General features: G+C 65.0%; 23 protein-coding genes. 10 read left to right on the top strand and 13 right to left on the bottom strand.

Annotated features, from left to right (window positions below):
• Nucleotides 1-30: 30 nt before the first annotated feature.
• Nucleotides 31-921 carry a glutathione-dependent disulfide-bond oxidoreductase gene (gene yghU, locus ACRYLT_RS09400; RefSeq protein WP_482663828.1) on the bottom strand — a complete coding sequence of 297 codons (891 nt, stop codon included), beginning with the start codon at nucleotides 919-921 and terminating at the stop codon, nucleotides 31-33.
• 346 nt (nucleotides 922-1,267) lie between these two features.
• Here yghU and ACRYLT_RS09395 point away from each other — a divergent pair, with 346 nt between their 5' ends.
• Nucleotides 1,268-2,263, top strand: a complete 996-nt coding sequence (locus ACRYLT_RS09395) for a PAS domain-containing protein (RefSeq protein ID WP_482663827.1) — start codon at nucleotides 1,268-1,270, stop codon at nucleotides 2,261-2,263.
• 1 nt (nucleotide 2,264) lies between these two features.
• Complete coding sequence (locus tag ACRYLT_RS09390; protein ID WP_482663826.1) at nucleotides 2,265-2,663, top strand: response regulator; 399 nt, start codon at nucleotides 2,265-2,267, stop codon at nucleotides 2,661-2,663.
• Between the two features lie 27 nt (nucleotides 2,664-2,690).
• Here ACRYLT_RS09390 and ACRYLT_RS09385 read toward each other — a convergent pair whose 3' ends face one another.
• Nucleotides 2,691-3,401 (bottom strand): DUF899 domain-containing protein, encoded by a 711-nt coding sequence (locus tag ACRYLT_RS09385; protein WP_482663825.1) that lies wholly within the window; start codon nucleotides 3,399-3,401, stop codon nucleotides 2,691-2,693.
• Nucleotides 3,402-3,425: 24 nt separating this feature from the next.
• A complete protein-coding gene (locus ACRYLT_RS09380) occupies nucleotides 3,426-3,677 on the bottom strand; it encodes a hypothetical protein (protein ID WP_482663824.1) in 252 nt (83 codons plus the stop codon).
• A 98-nt stretch (nucleotides 3,678-3,775) separates the two neighbouring features.
• On the opposite strand from ACRYLT_RS09380, the gene ACRYLT_RS09375 reads away from it, so the two are divergent.
• Complete coding sequence (locus ACRYLT_RS09375; RefSeq protein ID WP_482663823.1) at nucleotides 3,776-4,996, top strand: helix-turn-helix domain-containing protein; 1,221 nt, start codon at nucleotides 3,776-3,778, stop codon at nucleotides 4,994-4,996.
• Nucleotides 4,997-5,005: 9 nt separating this feature from the next.
• Entirely contained in the window at nucleotides 5,006-5,653 is a 648-nt protein-coding gene (locus tag ACRYLT_RS09370) for a Vgb family protein (protein ID WP_482663822.1), read from the top strand.
• Nucleotides 5,654-5,781: 128 nt separating this feature from the next.
• Here the strand turns inward: ACRYLT_RS09370 and ACRYLT_RS09365 are convergent, their stop codons facing one another.
• Together ACRYLT_RS09365 and ACRYLT_RS09360 are read right to left on the bottom strand one after the other, a co-directional pair.
• A complete protein-coding gene (locus tag ACRYLT_RS09365) occupies nucleotides 5,782-6,075 on the bottom strand; it encodes a helix-turn-helix transcriptional regulator (protein WP_482663821.1) in 294 nt (97 codons plus the stop codon).
• On the bottom strand, nucleotides 5,993-6,367 hold the full coding sequence (locus ACRYLT_RS09360) for a hypothetical protein (protein ID WP_482663820.1): 375 nt from the start codon (nucleotides 6,365-6,367) through the stop codon (nucleotides 5,993-5,995). The genes ACRYLT_RS09365 and ACRYLT_RS09360 overlap by 83 nt, the downstream gene beginning before the upstream one ends.
• Before the next feature lie 214 nt (nucleotides 6,368-6,581).
• Between ACRYLT_RS09360 and ACRYLT_RS09355 the strand changes: the two genes are divergently transcribed.
• Nucleotides 6,582-7,085 (top strand): DUF2062 domain-containing protein, encoded by a 504-nt coding sequence (locus ACRYLT_RS09355; protein ID WP_482663819.1) that lies wholly within the window; start codon nucleotides 6,582-6,584, stop codon nucleotides 7,083-7,085.
• A complete protein-coding gene (locus ACRYLT_RS09350) occupies nucleotides 7,075-7,491 on the top strand; it encodes an ACT domain-containing protein (RefSeq protein ID WP_482663818.1) in 417 nt (138 codons plus the stop codon). Before ACRYLT_RS09355 ends, ACRYLT_RS09350 begins: the two co-directional genes overlap by 11 nt.
• 82 nt (nucleotides 7,492-7,573) lie before the next feature.
• On the opposite strand, the gene ACRYLT_RS09345 is transcribed toward ACRYLT_RS09350, so the two are convergent.
• The 3 genes from ACRYLT_RS09345 to ACRYLT_RS09335 all read right to left on the bottom strand — a co-directional run bounded on the left by ACRYLT_RS09345 (nucleotide 7,574) and on the right by ACRYLT_RS09335 (nucleotide 10,585).
• Nucleotides 7,574-8,533: a hypothetical protein gene (locus ACRYLT_RS09345; protein ID WP_482663817.1), complete on the bottom strand. Its 960-nt coding sequence runs from the start codon at nucleotides 8,531-8,533 to the stop codon at nucleotides 7,574-7,576.
• A 177-nt stretch (nucleotides 8,534-8,710) separates the two neighbouring features.
• Nucleotides 8,711-9,091, bottom strand: a complete 381-nt coding sequence (locus tag ACRYLT_RS09340) for a hypothetical protein (protein WP_482663816.1) — start codon at nucleotides 9,089-9,091, stop codon at nucleotides 8,711-8,713.
• 438 nt (nucleotides 9,092-9,529) lie between these two features.
• Nucleotides 9,530-10,585, bottom strand: coding sequence for a hypothetical protein (locus tag ACRYLT_RS09335; protein ID WP_482663815.1), 1,056 nt, complete (start codon nucleotides 10,583-10,585; stop codon nucleotides 9,530-9,532).
• Between the two features lie 287 nt (nucleotides 10,586-10,872).
• Between ACRYLT_RS09335 and ACRYLT_RS09330 the strand changes: the two genes are divergently transcribed.
• The 3 genes from ACRYLT_RS09330 to ACRYLT_RS09320 all read left to right on the top strand — a co-directional run bounded on the left by ACRYLT_RS09330 (nucleotide 10,873) and on the right by ACRYLT_RS09320 (nucleotide 12,787).
• Entirely contained in the window at nucleotides 10,873-11,619 is a 747-nt protein-coding gene (locus tag ACRYLT_RS09330) for a hypothetical protein (protein ID WP_482663814.1), read from the top strand.
• A gap of 454 nt (nucleotides 11,620-12,073) precedes the next feature.
• Nucleotides 12,074-12,283, top strand: a complete 210-nt coding sequence (locus ACRYLT_RS09325) for a hypothetical protein (RefSeq protein WP_482663813.1) — start codon at nucleotides 12,074-12,076, stop codon at nucleotides 12,281-12,283.
• Between the two features lie 66 nt (nucleotides 12,284-12,349).
• The gene (locus ACRYLT_RS09320) at nucleotides 12,350-12,787 is read left to right on the top strand and encodes a hypothetical protein (RefSeq protein ID WP_482663812.1); all 438 of its coding nucleotides are present in this window, start codon (nucleotides 12,350-12,352) and stop codon (nucleotides 12,785-12,787) included.
• Between the two features lie 44 nt (nucleotides 12,788-12,831).
• Here ACRYLT_RS09320 and ACRYLT_RS09315 read toward each other — a convergent pair whose 3' ends face one another.
• Nucleotides 12,832-13,092, bottom strand: coding sequence for a hypothetical protein (locus tag ACRYLT_RS09315; protein WP_482663811.1), 261 nt, complete (start codon nucleotides 13,090-13,092; stop codon nucleotides 12,832-12,834).
• Between the two features lie 996 nt (nucleotides 13,093-14,088).
• On the opposite strand from ACRYLT_RS09315, the gene ACRYLT_RS09310 reads away from it, so the two are divergent.
• Complete coding sequence (locus ACRYLT_RS09310; protein WP_482663810.1) at nucleotides 14,089-14,412, top strand: hypothetical protein; 324 nt, start codon at nucleotides 14,089-14,091, stop codon at nucleotides 14,410-14,412.
• A 355-nt stretch (nucleotides 14,413-14,767) separates the two neighbouring features.
• On the opposite strand, the gene ACRYLT_RS09305 is transcribed toward ACRYLT_RS09310, so the two are convergent.
• The 4 genes from ACRYLT_RS09305 to ACRYLT_RS09290 all read right to left on the bottom strand — a co-directional run bounded on the left by ACRYLT_RS09305 (nucleotide 14,768) and on the right by ACRYLT_RS09290 (nucleotide 16,830).
• On the bottom strand, nucleotides 14,768-15,046 hold the full coding sequence (locus ACRYLT_RS09305) for a hypothetical protein (RefSeq protein ID WP_482663809.1): 279 nt from the start codon (nucleotides 15,044-15,046) through the stop codon (nucleotides 14,768-14,770).
• A 296-nt stretch (nucleotides 15,047-15,342) separates the two neighbouring features.
• The gene (locus ACRYLT_RS09300) at nucleotides 15,343-15,768 is read right to left on the bottom strand and encodes an OsmC family protein (RefSeq protein ID WP_482663808.1); all 426 of its coding nucleotides are present in this window, start codon (nucleotides 15,766-15,768) and stop codon (nucleotides 15,343-15,345) included.
• A gap of 192 nt (nucleotides 15,769-15,960) precedes the next feature.
• On the bottom strand, nucleotides 15,961-16,518 hold the full coding sequence (locus ACRYLT_RS09295) for a hypothetical protein (protein WP_482663807.1): 558 nt from the start codon (nucleotides 16,516-16,518) through the stop codon (nucleotides 15,961-15,963).
• Nucleotides 16,519-16,590: 72 nt separating this feature from the next.
• Nucleotides 16,591-16,830, bottom strand: a complete 240-nt coding sequence (locus tag ACRYLT_RS09290; RefSeq protein ID WP_482663806.1) for a hypothetical protein — start codon at nucleotides 16,828-16,830, stop codon at nucleotides 16,591-16,593.
• Nucleotides 16,831-17,167 lie beyond the last annotated feature (337 nt).

The following is a 17,167-nucleotide window of genomic DNA, read 5'->3' as shown; positions in this document are numbered from 1 at the left end:
GGCCGAACTCCGCCGCCCCCACTGACCGGGTCAGGCGCCGGACTTGTCCTCCTGGCCCTGAAGCTTGTCCTGGGTCCGGGTGTCGAAATCCGATCGATCGTGCCGTTCGTGAAGCTGCGTGGCCGGATCGCCGCTGGTCCGGTTCACCATCCGTCCGCGCCGAACGGCCGGACGGCTGGCGACGAGCTCGGTCCAGCGCTGCAGGTTCCTGTAATCCTGGACCTGGAGGAACTCCGCCGCCTCGTAGAGCTCGCCCTGGAGAAGGGCGCCATACCAGGGCCAGATGGCGATGTCGGCTATGCTATATTCGTTTCCCGCCACATATTCGGTTTCGGCCAGCCGGCGGTCGAGGACGTCGAGCTGCCGCTTCACCTCCATCGTGTAGCGGTTGATCGCATATTCGATCTTCACCGGCGCATAGGCATAGAAATGGCCGAAGCCGCCGCCGAGAAAGGGGGCGCTGCCCATCTGCCAGAACAGCCAGGAGAGGCACTCGGCCCGCGCCTCGTCGTCGCGGGGCAGAAAGGCCCCGAACTTTTCGGCGAGATGGACGAGGATGGCGCCCGATTCGAACACCCGCACCGGGGTGGGCCCGCTCCGGTCCACAAGCGCCGGGATCTTGCTGTTGGGGTTCACCTCGACGAAGCCGCTTCCGAACTGGTCGCCTTCCAGGATCCGGATCAGCCAGGCATCATATTCCGCCCCCTGATGGCCAAGCTCGAGCAGCTCTTCCAGCATGATCGTGACCTTGACCCCGTTCGGCGTGGCCAGCGAGTAGAGCTGAAGCGGATGCTTGCCCACCGGCAGCGCCTTGTCGTGCGTGGGGCCGGCGATCGGCCGGTTGATATGGGCGAAGCGGCCGCCGCTTTCCTGGTCCCAGGTCCAGACTTTGGGCGGAACATAATCCTTGCTGTCGGTCATTTTGCGCCAACACCGCACCCGGCCATATCGTTCCCGGCAAGCCCCTGCCAGGGATCCGGACCGGCCCGATCAGACCGCTCAGGCGATCGGCCAAAGCTTTCCGATCCCATTCGTTCGGTGCACGCAACCCTTTGAACAAACATGCGTTCTGTCACGTCCGGAGCTCAGCTTGCTGGCTTCGGAAACCTCTCGTGGCGGATCGCGACCGGATCCGGCCGTCACCTGCAAAACGACAAGAAATATGGCCGGGCGTTTCGAGGCGAGCCGCAAGGGCGGCGATCCCGCCAAGGCCAGCGCGATGGCCGGTGCGGACCGCCGGCAACGGCCATGATGGAGTTGATGATCGATGCGCCCGAGCCCGGCCCAAGCCATGCAAGTCGTTGAAACCCTCCCGGTCGCAGCCGCGTCGACCGAGATGCTTCTCGCGATCCTGGACCAGAGCCCGGACTGCATCAAGATCCTCGGCCGCGACGGCCGGCTGGATTACATGAACCGCAACGGTCAGTGCGCCATGGAAATCGACGATTTCTGCGCCGTTGCCGGGCAGAGCTGGGAAAGCCTCTGGCCGGCCGAGAACAGGGAGCTGATCGCCTCGGCCCTTGCCGAGGCGACGCTCGGCGACGTGGTCCGCTTCCAGGCGCCCTGCCCGACGGCGAAGGGGGCCAGCAAATGGTGGGACGTCACCCTGCGCCGGTTCGACCAGGCCGGCGAGCTTGGCGGCTTCATTTCGATCTCGCGCGACATCACCGAACTCGTTCTCGCCAACGAGGCGGCCGACGCGGTGGCCGCGGAAATGCGGCACAGGCTTCGCAACGCCTACCATATCGTCGGAATCCTGATGTCCGCCTTCGCTCGCGGCGACCGCGAAAAGGAGCGCTTCACGGCCGACATGCTCGCGCGGCTCGGCGCTCTGGCCGCGGCCCAGACGATCGAGCAGAAGGAAGGCGCCCTTTGCCGCCTGCCCGGCCTGCTTCCGGCGATCGTGACGCCTTACGAGACTCCGACCTGTCCGGTCCGCTTCGAAGCTCTGCCCGATGTCGAGCTCCGCCAGAGCGAAATCGACGCCCTGGCGATGGTGCTCGGCGAATTGTGCGTCAATTCCGCCAAGCATGGCGCCTTCAGCGCGTCGGGCGAAGTGGTGCTTACCGGCCGGATGGACGACGAGCAGCTCGTGATCGGCTGGGCCGAAAGCTCCGATCGGCCCGTCACCGGAACGTCGCGGCCGGAAGGCAAGGGCCTGCAGCTGATGCAGCGGGTCATGGCCTCGCGCAGGGGTGCCCTCGACCTTCGCTGGCAGCCGGGCGGACTGGCGGCCGAGCTTCGCTTCGCGAGGGCGATCTGACATGCCTTCCCGGGTGATGGTGGTCGACGACGAGCCCCTGATCGTCGAAATGCTGACCGATCTGCTCGACTCGGAAGGGTTCGAAACGATCGGCCTGACCAGCGCCGAAGAGGCCCTGGAGCGGCTGGATTGCGACCGCGAATTCGACGCGGTGGTTACCGACATCAATCTCGGCAGCGCGACCGACGGCTTCGCTCTGTCCAGGGCCGCGCTCAAGCAATGTCCCGATGCGGCCATTGTCTATATGAGCGGCGCAGCCGCCGCCCGGGTCGCGGCCGAAGGGGTCGGCCGCGCCGCCTTCGTTCCGAAGCCCTTCGCTCCGACCGAGCTGGCGAGGCTGCTCAAGCAGCTCCTCACCCGCTACGGCCGGCCGGTCCGCCCTTCCTGCTGCTTCGGCTGACTTTCCGGAGGATCCCGGCCGCCCGCCTCAATATTCGTCGTGGAGCTTCACCCAGCTCATCGTCCCGCCGGTCTCGGCCCGCCCCTTCGGCGCGAGGTCGAGCCAGTTGAACGCGCCGATCAGCAGCTCGGCGCCGCGATGATAGGTCGAATAGCTGTGAAAGATGTCACCGGCCTCGTCCTTCACGAACAGGCTGACCCCGAACATGTCGGAACTCTGGCGGATTTGCGTCAGGCCGTAATTGTAGAAGGCCCGGCCGGCCTCCCGGTCCTCGGCCGTGAACGACACGCCAAAATCGTGATTGAAGTCGCTTGTCCGGGACGAGACCCAGGGAAAGGTCCAGCCCATGCGCCGCCTGACCGCTTCGATCCGCTCGATCGGCGCTCGCGATACGGCCGCGAAGGCGAGGTCCGCCTGTTCGAAATGCCGCCGGGCGCCGTCCACATGGTCGGCGATGAACGAACAGCCCGGGCAGATGTGCTCGGAGTCTGGGCTCAGCATGAAATGGTAGACGGCGAGCTGGCTTCGGCCGCCGAACAGGTCGCCGAGCCCCCGCTCGCCCTCCGGCGCCTCGAAGACATAAGCCTTGTCGATCCGCACCCAGGGCAGCTGCCGGCGTTCGGCGCGGAGCGCGTCCAGTTCATGGGTCAAGGCGCGTTCGCGGGCGAGAAGCGCCTTGCGCGCCTCGAGCCATTCCTCGCGGGAGGCAATCGGGTGCTGGACATGGGTGTCGGTCATGGTCTGATCTCCTTCGAACGATCGTCAGTTGCGCCTTCCTGCACGCCCGGCGGCCTTCAGCCAGGGCGGCAGGTGGAACAGGCTCATCAGCAGGTACATTGCGGTCATCGGGTCGACCGGCAGGGCGCCCGTGCCGGACGCGCAGAGCGCCGATCCGGCCGGGTCGTTCGCCCCGAGCCAGGCCATCAGCGCGAAGGTCGGCGAGGCGGCGAGGGATAGCCACCCCGCCGGGACCGCGAGTCCCCCGCCGACTTGCTGCGAATTCGACATCGACATCCCTGCTTCCCTTCACGGCGCCGGGTTTCCGGCCGTTGCCGAACCGATGTATGCCGACGGGCAAGGCGGGCGAGAGTGACAAGTTTGACGGGATTTCGATGGATTCGCTGATCACGGCCGCGGCCCGCGCGCTGGCGGGCGGCGATCCGCTCTCGGCGCTCAACCGGATTGCGCTTCGCGAGGATCCGCCGGCGCTGGCCCTTCGCGGCATCGCCATGGCCCAGCTCGGCGATCTTGCTCGGGCCACCTTGCTGCTCCGCCGCGCGGGCCGCGCCTTCGGCCCCGGCGAGGCGGTCGCCCGCGTCCGCTGCGCGCTCGCCGAGGCCGAAATCGCCTTCGTCTCGCGCGACCTGGCCGGCGCGGCGCGAGCGCTCGGTCCGGCCCGAGCGGCGCTCCACGCCCGCGGCGATTTCGCGAACGCGGCCCATGCGACCTGTCTCGAAGCTCGCCGGCTCCTGCTGATCGGCCGGCTCGACGAAGCCGAGCAGGCGGCCGCAGAGTTGGATCCGGCCATCCTGCCGCTCGCCTCGCGCACCGGCTATTGGCTGGTCCGCGCTGGCCTTGCCGCCCGGCGAATCCAGGCGGGGCCGGCGCTCGCCGCGATCGAGGCCGCATCCCGGGCCGCTCGCGAGGCCGCGATCCCCGCCCTAGTGGCCGAGGTCGACCGGGCCCGGGCCGCGCTCGAGGCTCCGGCCGCCCGCCGGGTCGATGGCGGGGGCGAACGGAGGCTTTCCCTGGCCGAGGTCGAGGCGCTGATCGCGTCGGACAGGCTCATCCTCGATGCCTGCCGCAATCTCGTCCGCGCCGGGTCGACGGTCGTTCCGCTGGCCGGCCGCCCGGTCCTGTTCGCTTTGGCCCGCGCGCTTGCCGAGGCCTGGCCCGCCGATGTCCCGCGCGAGGCGCTGCTCGCCCGCGCCTTCCGGGCGCGGGAGGCCGACGAATCGCATCGCGCCCGGCTTCGGGTGGAAATCGGCCGGCTTCGCAAGGCGCTCCACCCGCTCGCCGGAATCCGGGCGAGCGGGCGGGGCTTCGTCCTCGAGCCGCGCCCCGGCCAGGCGGTGGCGGTGATCGCTCCGCCGGTCGAGCAGGAACATGGCGCGATCCTTGCGTTGCTCGCCGATGGCGAAGCCTGGTCGAGCTCGGCGCTGGCGCTCGCGACCGGCCTCGGGCCGCGCACCGTCCAGCGCGCGCTGGAACGCCTGAAGCAGTCCGGCCAGGTCGAATCCTTCGGCCGCGGCCGCGCCTGCCGCTGGATGGCGGCCACCCTTCCCGGATTCCCGACAAGCTTGTTACTCCCGGCGCCGCTGCCCGGGCGATAGGAGGGGCGGATGAAAAGCGCACCGGCCGAAATCCTCCGCGAATATGGCCCCTTTCCGGAAGTGAACGCCGTGCATGGGGTCAGCTTCGACGGCAATCGGGTCTGGTTCGCCTCCGGCGACCGGCTGAACGCGCTCGAACCGGAAAGCGGCGAAATCGTCGCCGCCCTCCCGGGCCCCGCCGATGCAGGAACGGCGTTCGACGGCAGGCATCTGTTCCAGATTGCCGAGGCGGTGATCCGCAAGATCGATCCGGCGACCGGCCAGGTGCTGGCGACGATCCCGGCACCCGGCCAGGGCCGCGATTCCGGCCTCGCCTGGGCGGAAGGCTCGCTGTGGGTCGGCCAGCATCGCGACCGGCGCATCCACCAGGTCGATCCCGAAACCGGGGCGGTGCTTCGAACGATCGAATCCGATCGCTTCGTCACCGGGGTCACCTGGGTCGATGGCGAGCTCTGGCACGGAACCTGGCAGGACGAGGCGAGCGACGTCCGCCGCATCGACCCGCAGTCGGGCGAGGTGCTGGAGCGGCTGGAAATGCCGCCCGGAACCGGCGTTTCCGGGCTGGAATCGGATGGCGGCGCGCTTTTCTACTGCGGCGGGGGGACGAGCGGGCGGATCCGGGCGATCCGCCGGCCGAAAGGCGCCGGCGGCAGATAGCATCGACCTATCACGGCCTCGCCGGCCGGAACCGGCGGGCCGAGCGAGAGACCGGCTCGAGTGCCGAAGAAGGGCACGCGATCCACGGACCCGCCTCGCTTGATGATCCGGACCACGATCCTGAAGCGTTACGGAGCTTCTTTCTCTACGATCGAGAACAAGGCCTCGACCGGCTGTTCCAAGCATGCTGCAAGCTTCAGGGCGACGATGGTCGAAGGGACGAAAATCCCATTCTCCACGGTGTTCACCGTTTTCCGGCTTACTCCCACGAACTGCGCCAGCTGCGCCTGTGTCCAGCCCTTCGACTCGCGCGCTTCGCGAACTCTATTCGACAAGGCACTAGCCAAGGGCTTTCCTTTCCTCCCAACCGAAGACGAGCAGTGCGACGGCCAGTCCGATGCTGACGATCCAGTGGACGGCACGTTGGGCAGTGACCGGTTCGAAGGGGGCAACGGCGAAGATGAGGATCGCCGTCAGCATGGCCGCGATGAAGCCGCGCTCGATAGCCTTGGCGCGATTGGCTCGAGTCACCTCGTCATTGACGAGTTCGCGGAACTTGCGCGAAGTGAACCATGTGCCGCCCGTCATGAGGGCGATGAGCATCGCCAGTACGAGCAATGTCCAGGTGATCGTTTGCTCCAGGGTGACAGCTGCCCAGTTCCAGCTGAAGAACAGGCCCTGATGAGTCAGCAACGCCACTGCCAGGACCAGCATGTACGACGCCTGCTGCCGACTAAACGCTTCGGCTCTTTCCGTATCTGTTGCCATCTTCCGCTCCCATTTGTAACCTGTAAGTTACATGTAACCTATGGGTTACAGAGCGTCAAGCGCAAAGGGGCGACCCGCTTCTTCCTCATCTGAATGCCGCGAACTGGCGGGAAGCCCCGGTTTGCCTAGGGCTGGCTAGAAAGTCGGGAGGCTCGTCGCCATGTCCCGCCAGATGTGGAAGCGCGACGCCTATTTGCAGAACCGGTGGCTCAGGCCCTTCGCGCATCTCTTCCGCCACCCGTCGCTCTGGCACCTTAATCGTCGAAGCGTTCCTCGCGCTCTGGCCGCCGGCCTGTTCGTGGGCTTCCTGCTTCCGCTCGGGCAGTTCGTCGTCGCGGCCCTCCTGGCGGTACCGCTTCGCGCCAATGTTCCGCTGGCCGCCGCCGCCACCCTGGTCACCAACCCGCTGACCTTCCCGGCCATCTACATCGCGGCCTACAAGCTGGGCGACTATCTGCTTCGCCAGTCCGCGCCCGGAGGTGCGGACGAGGCCGCGGCGGACCTCGCCTCGAAGCTTGTCGACCTTTCGGGGCCTACCGCCCTCGGGCTGGTGATCTTCGCCTTGGCCGGCGCAGGCGTGGGTTTCGCGCTCGGCGCCGTCTGGTGGCGCCTTCGGCAGGCAAGGCGCTGGCGCCGGCGGAGGCGCGTGCGCGATGACCGGTGAAACCGACCTGAGCCGCCTCCTAGCCGAGGCGCGGCCCGAACTCGGCGCCGAGACCTATGTGTTCATCACGATCCAGGCCGATGCGCCTCCCGGCCATCCGGCGGTGATCGGGACGTTCCGGGAGAAAGAGGGACTGACCCTGATCGCGGAGAAAGGATGGGCCGAAAGCGAGGGCCTCGCCTCCATCTTCCCCTGCCGCCGCATCACCCTCGCCATTCATTCCTCGCTGGAGGCGGTCGGGCTGATCGCCGCCGTTTCCGGCGCCCTCGCCGCCGCCGGCATCAGCACCAATCCCGTTTCCGGCTATTATCACGACCATCTCTTCGTTCCCGAAGAGTCAGCCGACCGCGCCCTGGCGACGCTGGAAGCGCTGGTCGCCGAGGCGCGAAGCAAGGCGGCGCGTTGAACGCTGGCCTGCTGCTTCAAGAACCTCTGCTTTGGGTGGAAAGCGGGCATGTCAGGGACACGTCCGGCCGTCTTGGGAAGGGTCAGCCTACTGCGTACAGCCACTTCCCCTTCATCAGGAGCTGCCACTCGTCCCGATCGCCGGCCAGAAGGATCGGTCGGTGGAGGCGGTAGCGATCGAGAAATGCTGCGAGATGCTCCAGGAATCGCTTCGGCTCCACGTCGATCCGCACCCCTTGCGCATACATCCGGATCTTCTCGACACCCGAGCACCGGGGAAGGAGAAATTCCCGCACGATCTGTTCCAGCGACTGCAGATCCTCAGGCAGCGCCGTACTGAGCGACTTGCTCGCATTGCGCCAGTCCACGGCCGGAGGGAGCATGCAGGCCTCTCGCCGGTAGCGCGGAAAGAGCACCCAGTGCCTGACCTCGTGGCGCGCCAGCACGTCGAGTAAATCCTCCACCGCCTCGCGTCGCTCCCGACGCCACTCACGCGCGGCGGCGACTTCGGCTGCCGTCGGCGACACGGGAAGACAGACCAGGGTGTGGCCGGGCGCGCAGCGGATGATCCATCGGGCGAGGCGGTCGCTGATCAACAGGTCCTGCCAGCCGCGACGGACCGTCTCGACCGCTTGCGGCAGGTGGTCGATGGCAGCGCGACAGGTGAGGCTGAGAGCCAGCCACGGATCTTCATAGATGAGCAGCACTTCGTCCAGCGGCTCGGCGAGCTCGTGCAGCGCCTGCTCGACCGTCGGTTCCGTGCCGTTCCAGTCGGGATCGTGCGGCTTGTACTCCGAGGCAGGTGCCAGCTCCCAGGGAATGCGCCCGTACCCGTCCGGGATCCAGCGGGGCAGCCACATCTGGTCGTCCCAAAGGTCGACCAACGCATAAGGTGTTTTCGAGTCGAGGAGAGCGCTCTCGATGGGCTGGAGAGCCAGTCGGCGGGCTGCGAGCCTGGCTTGCGATTCCTCGGCCGTGCGCCGCCTTCGAAGAGCCTCCTTGCGCCTCGCAAGATGATCCCGCTGCTGTGCGCTGAGCCCCATCCCGCCTGCTTACTGCGCCAGCCGCCGCGAGCAAGGGCAGCTGCTACTTCTGGAACTTGCGGCTTACGGGTTCCCGGTTCCGGGTTGCGGGGAATGCAAGACCTGCGGCGGAGCGGCTTCAATTCACTGACAGTCAACTCTGTTCAACGACGACAGTGACTTGCATGAAGGGACAGGTTAACGCCTTCGACGGGAAGCTCGGCCAGTCGCCGGGTCAGTTCCGGGCGGCGGATCCGCGATGCACTCGGGCGACGGGTGACTGGTTGTCGCTCCCGCCCGCCGGGAAGCGGGCGTCGTTCGGATGGATCGAACCCAGGCGTGACGCACGTCCTCGCCCCCGGTCGTCCAGAAGATCGTTGTTACCGAACGGGCGGCAAGGTCCCGGGCGTGGCTCAGCTGGATCACGGGACTGGCTGAACTCCTACATCCATCGAGGCAGCGTCCAAGATAGCGGCTGCCGGGTTCGACGACGTCACCGAAGGTCGTCCCTTCCGTGATCCGGCGGCCCGTGACCTGAACCGTACAATTCTCATCGACGAGAACGCTCAAACTGGTCACCTGCGAATCCGATACCGAGTATCCGATCGAGCACCCCCCAATCTCAAAAAGCATCGCATCCTCCGATCGCTCCAGAGCTGGCCCCAGCCGCGTCTCGAGGGATGCGGGGCTTTCGCCCAACACCTCGCTCGAGGTGGCCCAGTTGAGCAAGGCGCCGGAAGAAGGAGCCGAGCCACCGCTGCCGACGCGTTCATTTTCGAAAACGGGCAAGGGTGCTTCGCCACCCGAAGCTTTGACGGGCGTTTCCGGCGCCGCGGAGGACCGCGCGATGATCAGGAATGGGGCAGTCGCCGCGAGCAACGAGGCAATCGCAAGCGCGGCGCCGCGCAGCCATTGCCGCTTTCGCTCTGCGCGATCCATGTCACCCCTCCCCTCTGCTCCACCAGCGAGCGCGGCTGTTTCCAGCCGGGACCAGACCGCCGAAGGCGGCGCAGATGCTCAGGGCGCCTCGGCCCGCGCTCTTCGCCCCGCCTCGATCTGCTCGAGCCGCTCGATCAGATCCGTTGACAGGACGTTTGAGGGGGCTCGACGAAGCGTCGTCAGGAGACTTCCAATCGCGCCGGACAGGTCGCAGTCCTGCGAGACCAGCCACTCAATATTATCCATCTGTCGGCGGAAGTACAAAGCGAAGCTGGCGCCCGACCTTTCGGAAGGATCGAGCCCTGAAAGCCTCTGCTCGATCGCAGCGGCATAGTTGCGGCACAGCTCGGCCGTGGGTGAGATGCCGTAGCCGTGAAGGCTAGCGAGCTGCTCCAGTTCGCCGGCCTGGAGCAGGCGGATCACATCCGGTTGGAGTCGGGGCGAGGCGCGAAGTCGCTCCAGCGCCTCGTCATGATAAGCGCTGCCGGCGTCGGTCGAGAAGATCGATTCGTCATTCAGAAAATCCACGTATCGCTCGATCGGGGTCTGGGGACCCAATGCACGAAGACGTGCTTCCAGGTTCGCTCTCGCAAGGGCATGCTGCCTGGCCTCCTCATCCTGCTCGGCTCTCCGCGCGGGGGCATCGGCAAGCCAGGCCGCAAAAGCGATGCCTGGCGGAAGGCAGAGCAGCAGGGCGACGACGCCCATTCCGGCGAACATCGTGGCTCGATCACGATCCCCCTGATCCTCGCCACGGCCGGCCCGGAGTCCGAACAGGACGGCGAGCGGAGGAAGGAGGAACGGCGTGACAACGAGCCAGTTCGACTGGCCGTTCATCAGGTGGAAGGCCGACACGGACGCGAAGGCCGCCATGAGGAAGATCAGCAGGGTTGCAAGCAGGAACCTGCCGGGCAGACGCGTTCGCCCGAGGCGCAGGACCAGGAACAGTCCGAGTAACAGCCAGAGTGCCGATTCTATCGCGGTGGCGAATGCCACGCGAACTCCGTCTTCAGGGCTACGGTAGGGCGGATCGACCGCGAACGTGAGGCTGAGCAGATAAAGCGGAGCGATGAATATCAGGCAGGCACCAGTGAGCATGGGGCTGCCGCGACGCGTTGAAGCTGGTTCCTTCATTCCCCCTCCGCTCCAGCGGCTGCGCTGGATCCCGGACGCGATCATCGTGCGTTCTCCGGTACCGCCGGATAGCGGTCAAGCCCTGGCGGCGGTGCGGCCGCCTGTCGATCGGCGACGCCATTCCGCCGGAGGCCAGAATTGGCTAGAACGAAAACGGGGCAACAGGGCCGCCGGCTCGTCACCGCCCGTTGAGCCGGACTACGCCACCGGATGACCGGGGGAACAGGATGATCGAGCAGGTGCGTTGGCCGGGGCCGCCATTCCGGCTCGTCCGCTGGAGTTCGGTCGTGGGATGGATCCATCGCATCGGAGCGCTTTTTGTCGGGCCGACGGGTCTGGCCCTGCTTCTGCTCGCCTTCCTCATCCCAACGCCCTGGGCGGAGCCGCTGCTCGGGATCCGGCCCGCCGAAGACATGGTGTCCATTGTCATACCGTCGCTCATGCTCGTCGCGGTCGGTTTGTTCTGCATGGCCTTCGCATGGGCCGCCTGGAAGGCGGGCGGCATGAGGTTGGCCATGACCCGACATCCCGAGCGGCTCATGCTGAAGGAGGCCGATCTGCTGAGCCTGCGCACCCACCCAAGGGGAATGATGACCTGGTCCTATGCCTATTCCTGTGACGGGCACCGATGCTTTGCCACGCAGATGATGTTGGTTCACCCGCTGATGCTCGACGACGTTGGCACGCGCGGCGTGGCGCTCGTCATGCCGGACGGGTCATCCGAGCTTCTGGCGAGGACGGGGCATCCCTTGAAGATGGACTCGCGGGCGCGTCGCAACCTGCTCGGTGATGTCGAAGCGCTTGCATCGCGACGGACCAGCCCCGACGGAGGCGGCCTCGCCGAGCTCGAAGCGCAGCTCGATGGCGCTCGACGCGACTTCGTCGGCCTTTATCGTGAGGCCTGTCTCGCATCTCATCCCCGACGCCGGCGATCGCTCGCACTCACGCGTCTGGAAGTCGCTTGTGACGAGGAGCCCGAGGTGATCGATCGCTTGATCCGAGACTGCAGACGCCATTCGGCCGGGCCGATCTGAACATCCTGACAAAGTTAGAGACCGGCCTCACCTTCGACGGCACAGGCGGGCTTCGGCGGCTCCGGTTCACTAACGGCAAGACGTGACCCAAATGGGCTCGGCTATTGAGGGGTCGGAGGCCGGTCTTTCAGTTGAGCCAACTTCTTCACCAGGTGCCCGTGGTGCTCGCTCGGCTTCCGCCGCGCCGGGCGCAGCAAGCGAGTGACTAGGATCCGCAACAGGTAGTTATCGATGCCCGGGCGAATGTCCGCAATGGGTCGAATGCAGACCTTCCGAACAGCGCCTGGAATTGGTGGAAAACGGATTTTCGATCGCGTAGCTCACCACTATGGCGCACCGGTTCGTAGCGGCCTCGGCCTTCATCTTATCAGCGTCTTGCGCAACTGAGAGGCCCGAGACTCCTCCGCTACCGGAGCTCGTCATGACCACGGAGGGACCGGCGGACGGATGTGTCATGACGATCGGCGGTCGTCGCTTCGATGCTCGTCAGCAGGATGACCTGAGCAACTTCCTTCGCAGCGTCGGTGACCGGCGCATCTTTTTGACCTGGGATGAGATGACCACCCCTTGGCGGTGCATCGGTGGGGCAATCTTTCTGCTTCAAAGGGTCGGGGTCAAGTATCGCTTGCCTGAGAGGGCGTTAGGAATGACCATCGAAGGCTGACGCTGACGAACCACCGAAACGTCCGCTATGGGTGAAACTGGACAATCAAGTCGTATGCTGCCTCCGATGAGGATGTATCTGGTCGTTGCTCTGGCGGCCTTTGTCATCGCGGTGAGCGGATCGGACATCTTCGCCAGCATGGCCGTCAGTAATCTGTCGTTGCCGGCGGCGGTGATCCGGCACCTCGAATGGGTGTCGCTGACAACCGTCGGCGTACTGCTCCTGTTTGCGCCTTATGCGGCGGCCGCGTTGATCTGCGCGAAGGTCAACCGACACGCACGGACTCGAGCGGCAGCCACCTTGTTCGGCGCTACTCTGATCGCACTCTCCTATTTCTACTTCGGCGCCTTCTACGCCGCCGAGGAAGCGATGGTGGCCGAGCGATGGACGGCGGCAGCCCTGTCCATAGGGCTTCTTCCCTTCTTCGTGGGTGCGCCACTGTTGCTGGTGCTCGCGGGAGCGGGATTCCTTGCGGCAAGGCTGGATCCTCGGCTGGACGCCTGAGCCGGCCCGAATTCGAAGGTCCGCAATGGGTGGAAAGCAGACATTCAGCGAATGGATTCAGCAGCCTCCACGGCGGCTAGCATTCTGCGATTGTAAGCCGCTGCATATCGACGCGCTTGCTCGTTGCGGCGGGCGCAGTCGTCATTCTCGGGAGCATCGGAGGTCCCCTCGATCATCCGCACCGGTAGGCTGCTTCGCTCTGCCTCGGGAACGATGGTCGTGAAGCCGTAAACACCCAGAAGAGTGCGGTCTCCGCGCTCGAAGGCCGCGGCGGCGTCATCGCTCGCCCGTGCAGGCTCGAACATGCGGAGTCCAGGGCAGGGCGCGTCTTCAGTCGATCGGCTGGGCTCAGCACCACAGGAGGCCAAGCAAGCGGTCAGCATAAGGGCGGGAAGCCGGCTCACGAGCTGTTGATACGACCCTGCCGCAAAGTCCGCCATGGGTCGAGAGCGGACATCGCTGGGCGGCCGAGACAGGACTGTACGAAACAGTACTTTCTTGAAGGCTTCGCCCGGTGCAGTTTGCCGGCAACCTGAGATAAGGAACAGGTAGGCCGTGAACTTTCGCAGATGGTATGGACGAGTGTGTCTGCTCTGGCTCGCTGTGGTGCCAGCTCCAATCGTGCTGGCATATGGGTTCAGTGGCGGCGTGCTCGCCCTTCCGGACTTTAGGACCCTCGGCGCGGTGAATCTGGCATCATGGATAGCGGTGCTATGGATAGTGACTTCCCCCATCTGGCTCCTACCGTGTGGCATCAAGTTTCGCGGCCACCGAGGCAGGACCCGCTCAGAATAGAATCGCCACTAGCGTCCGAAATGGGTCGGAAACGGACATCGCCAACGCCCCGAATGAGTTGAAGCGGAATTATTCGCACGACCTTTCTATCGGCCGGCTCGCCCAAATGCCCGCGCCGAACCAGGCGATCCAGGCGGCCCGGTTCGAATGATAGGGATAAAGTGCCGTGGGGTCACTGATAGCGTGCAACGGCGCCCACCCGAGCCCGCGCACGGCGGCGCGTTGAACCCTGAACTGCCGCCGCCGCGGCGGATGTTCGATAACGAGTGGAAGCGGTCGATTGGGCAAGACTAATGAGTCCTGCCGGAAGCGATCAGATAGACCCTCCCCCTATTCATGGACGCTGGAAACTCGGTGCCTGCATCGAGGCACTCGGCGACTCGAAATTCCACCCAACCTCTAAAACCATGCGCATCCAAAATCCGGGCCGATCTGCAGTAGCCGCCTGAGACGTCGCTGCTCGATAGCCACCAACCGAACCCGTGCGCTTCGCCACGTGCAATGAAATGATCGAGCTCGAAGTCGGATTCTACGGCGTTCGGGATGGAAAGAAGCCTCCTTCGCTGGGCATCCGTGGGTTCGGCCCGCATGTAGATCTGCCGGGTGCTGCCGCGGCCGAAATCGTCGAAAAGCATTCGGTCTTCGGTTATGCCTGGCGGATAGCCGAAGGCCTCCTCAAAAAGTTCGGGGTCACTGCTTTGCATCAGATTCGCAATGTCCCCGAGCACGACAACTGCGACAACAGGGATGGCAACGCACCCGAATGGGATGGCCATCACGAGGGCGATGCTTGGGCGTCTCCCTCTGCGGCTAGCAAAAAGCCAGACTAGCGCGGCTGCTGCGCCGCCGACGAACAACAACTGAAGCAGCGGAAATACCCAAAGCCCCCACACTTCTGGTCCCCTGAAGAAGTTTCGCTGGATCCTAGAGCCGTCCAGAACGCCCGCAACGGGTCTCAAACGAAACGATCAATCCTCTTCCCCGAGCCAAAAGATGAATGCGTTCTCCGCGTCGTAGCCGATCACCCCGCAATGAAGGTAGCAGACCTGAGCGGGACCAGGTCAGCGGTAGGGGCGGACCCAGTTCGATCGCGCTTCGCGTGGGGCCGCTTCTTCGACGTCCCCCAAGATCGAACGCTCGTCGGACCATTTTCGGAGGAGCACCCGCAAAGGGGCCCGTCCCTGATCAACGCTCCGCCCGTTCCCTTCTCGTCGCTAGCCACCAGGCCGCACCGACAATAACCGCCCCAAGCGTTGACCAGAACCCGGCGATCAGCACCGATATCGGCTCGCCCGTGAGCAAGCCGCCCACGATCTCGGCCACTCCCACGATCGACCACGCAACCAAATAGGTGGTCAAATCAAAGTCTGCCCAGCGACCGGTTCCAAACCAAGCTCGAAGCAGAAGCGCGAAAGCTGGGACTGCAAGGATGGCGATCAGCCAGAGGATGATCAGCACAAGCATCTGGATCTCCGAGTGGCCACCGGCACAGAAAGTAGACGAGGAACCAGATGCATCAAGTCCGAAGCCTCTGTTTCAACTCCCAGTCGAACGTCCGCAATAGGTCGAAAAGCGGCCATTCCGCGAACCTCCGTAACGGGGACTTAGAACATCAGGAGCGGTCGGAGCTGGCGTCCCGTAGCGCCCCGCCGAGCGCGAGAACGGGGGCCGGCCGGCACGTTTCCGGTCGGGTCTATGGCTCGGCGGCTCTGATAACGGTGCTTCTGGATGTGCTCGAAATCGCGTCTTTCGCCCCGCGCTCAGCGGATCGTCACCTCCAGGTCCATCTCGGCATCGAGCAGCTTCGAGATTGGGCAATTCGCCTTCGCCCCCTCGGCAAGCTCACGAAGGCGCGCCTCGTCGATCCCCGGCACGAAAGCGGTGAGCTGGAGATCGGATCGGGTCACCCGAAATCCCTCGCCTTCCTTTTCCAGCTTCACCCGGGCCGTCGTCTCCAGACTACCTTCCTCGAACCCCTGGCCCGCCAGCGCGAACGACAGCGCCATCGTGAAGCATCCCGCATGCGCTGCGGCGATCAGTTCCTCGGGGTTCGTCCCGGGCTCGTCTTCGAACCGCGTCCCGAAGCCGTATCTTTGCTCGGAAAGCACTCCGGACTGGGTCGAGACCCAGCCCTTGCCGCCCTTGCCCATGCCCTCGTAGCGCGCCCGTGCCGTCCTCGTGATCATGATGGCCTGTCTCCCAATTCTCCCCGGTGAATGGCCGTGCGGAAGATGGGTTCCCGCAAAGCCAACAAATGGCCGCCTGTGCCGGAAGATGGACGTTCGCGAAGCGCCGACGGCGACCTACCCCTTGAACCTCAGTCTCGCACTCGAAGCGAATGTCCGCAATGGGTGGAAAACGGACATCAAGCACAAGATTTAGCGCGGTCGCGGAAAGGCGGCGGCCGCTCTTGTGTAAGGAAAGGAGTCCAGCACCTGTCCTACCAGATGCCTGGCTTCTTCAGCTTGAGGAGTCCCGCAACTTTCACGGGACGGCAGCGTGAAAAATGCCAGCTTCTCATCAGGGCCCACGAATGCGATTTGGGCCTCGCCGAAGTCGTGATCGTTCTGCCGTTCGCAGCCGGTGGGCCGTGTATCGACCTCCAAGCCTCGCTGCTCCTCCGGCCGCATCCGCCACATTCTCTGTCGCGCTCGATTTGCGACATCGGCCGAGAGCTCGACTGTGTTCTCGGCAATGACCTGTTCTCCGCTCGCGATCCGATGAGCGACAAGGGTGACCAAGAGCGTATTGTCGGGGCGGAGCTCATGCCGAAGTGTCTGCCCTGGGTCCGCGTCAACGGCGCCGCTGCCACGAGCGATGATGATGGTCTCACGCTCCAGCGTCTCGGAAGAAGGAAGGTTTCGGGCACCGACCAAGCTCTGCGAGACCTCGCTTTGCCCAGACTGACACGCAAGGCACAAGAGCGGTGCGAACATCACGCCGGATCTAATCGCGCCACCCGTCATGTACTGGATAATGCATTGGCGAGGAGTGTCCGCAATGGGTCGTTAGCCGACGCCGCCCATTGCAAGCTGGTCGGCCTCGTTCGCCAACGCTAGCAGCATGATCTCACCATCACCATCTACGGGTAAATCAACGTCGCGGGCCCGTTGCCGAATGTGCTCCACTTCAGGATCGTGGAAAGAGCATGAGGTGAAATCATCCCAGTCGTAATCCCCGCACGATCCATCAAGGAAACTCCGGATCGTGCGCGCGGCATAGGCTGCTTCTTGCTGACGGCTCTTCATACGGCAATCTACTTCGTGTTTCGAAGGTCCGCAAAGTGACGAAGACAGACCCTCGTTCCAGTGTCCAGTGGTGGAAAGCGGACATTCGAGCCTGTTGCTTTCGGGAGCCTCTCGTGGCCAACTGCGGCCGATGAAAACTGACTTGCTGGAACTGCGCCACCGAACCGGCATCGTTCATCCGACGCGGATCGTCGCTGTTGAGGCGAGCCATCGTCAGCTCCGCATCACAATCGCTGGCCAGCCATGATGGCGGAACGACGCCGGGGGCTCCCGAAGTGGACCGCGCCGAGATCGTCGAGATCGCGCTGCATGCGCAGGATGCCTGTGACCTCGCACG

Source organism: Sphingosinicella sp. SM1-17, from assembly GCF_056821765.1.
This window is presented reverse-complemented; position numbering and strand designations above follow the sequence as displayed.

What these genes read in the sequence shown, in the direction of transcription:
- ACRYLT_RS09305 (WP_482663809.1), bottom strand. Translation starts at nt 15,046, where the DNA reads ATGCTTGTGCTGATCATCCTCTGGCTGATCGCCATCCTTGCAGTCCCA.
- ACRYLT_RS09385 (WP_482663825.1), bottom strand. Translation starts at nt 3,401, where the DNA reads ATGACCGACACCCATGTCCAGCACCCGATTGCCTCCCGCGAGGAATGG.
- ACRYLT_RS09360 (WP_482663820.1), bottom strand. Translation starts at nt 6,367, where the DNA reads ATGCTGGTCCTGGCAGTGGCGTTGCTGACTCATCAGGGCCTGTTCTTC.
- ACRYLT_RS09295 (WP_482663807.1), bottom strand. Translation starts at nt 16,518, where the DNA reads ATGTTCGCACCGCTCTTGTGCCTTGCGTGTCAGTCTGGGCAAAGCGAG.
- ACRYLT_RS09390 (WP_482663826.1), top strand. Translation starts at nt 2,265, where the DNA reads ATGCCTTCCCGGGTGATGGTGGTCGACGACGAGCCCCTGATCGTCGAA.
- ACRYLT_RS09325 (WP_482663813.1), top strand. Translation starts at nt 12,074, where the DNA reads ATGACGATCGGCGGTCGTCGCTTCGATGCTCGTCAGCAGGATGACCTG.
- ACRYLT_RS09395 (WP_482663827.1), top strand. Translation starts at nt 1,268, where the DNA reads ATGCGCCCGAGCCCGGCCCAAGCCATGCAAGTCGTTGAAACCCTCCCG.
- ACRYLT_RS09310 (WP_482663810.1), top strand. Translation starts at nt 14,089, where the DNA reads ATGATCGAGCTCGAAGTCGGATTCTACGGCGTTCGGGATGGAAAGAAG.
- ACRYLT_RS09335 (WP_482663815.1), bottom strand. Translation starts at nt 10,585, where the DNA reads ATGAAGGAACCAGCTTCAACGCGTCGCGGCAGCCCCATGCTCACTGGT.
- ACRYLT_RS09355 (WP_482663819.1), top strand. Translation starts at nt 6,582, where the DNA reads ATGTCCCGCCAGATGTGGAAGCGCGACGCCTATTTGCAGAACCGGTGG.
- ACRYLT_RS09350 (WP_482663818.1), top strand. Translation starts at nt 7,075, where the DNA reads ATGACCGGTGAAACCGACCTGAGCCGCCTCCTAGCCGAGGCGCGGCCC.
- ACRYLT_RS09290 (WP_482663806.1), bottom strand. Translation starts at nt 16,830, where the DNA reads ATGAAGAGCCGTCAGCAAGAAGCAGCCTATGCCGCGCGCACGATCCGG.
- ACRYLT_RS09375 (WP_482663823.1), top strand. Translation starts at nt 3,776, where the DNA reads ATGGATTCGCTGATCACGGCCGCGGCCCGCGCGCTGGCGGGCGGCGAT.
- ACRYLT_RS09370 (WP_482663822.1), top strand. Translation starts at nt 5,006, where the DNA reads ATGAAAAGCGCACCGGCCGAAATCCTCCGCGAATATGGCCCCTTTCCG.
- ACRYLT_RS09315 (WP_482663811.1), bottom strand. Translation starts at nt 13,092, where the DNA reads ATGTTCGAGCCTGCACGGGCGAGCGATGACGCCGCCGCGGCCTTCGAG.
- yghU (WP_482663828.1), bottom strand. Translation starts at nt 921, where the DNA reads ATGACCGACAGCAAGGATTATGTTCCGCCCAAAGTCTGGACCTGGGAC.
- ACRYLT_RS09320 (WP_482663812.1), top strand. Translation starts at nt 12,350, where the DNA reads ATGAGGATGTATCTGGTCGTTGCTCTGGCGGCCTTTGTCATCGCGGTG.
- ACRYLT_RS09380 (WP_482663824.1), bottom strand. Translation starts at nt 3,677, where the DNA reads ATGTCGATGTCGAATTCGCAGCAAGTCGGCGGGGGACTCGCGGTCCCG.
- ACRYLT_RS09345 (WP_482663817.1), bottom strand. Translation starts at nt 8,533, where the DNA reads ATGGGGCTCAGCGCACAGCAGCGGGATCATCTTGCGAGGCGCAAGGAG.
- ACRYLT_RS09300 (WP_482663808.1), bottom strand. Translation starts at nt 15,768, where the DNA reads ATGATCACGAGGACGGCACGGGCGCGCTACGAGGGCATGGGCAAGGGC.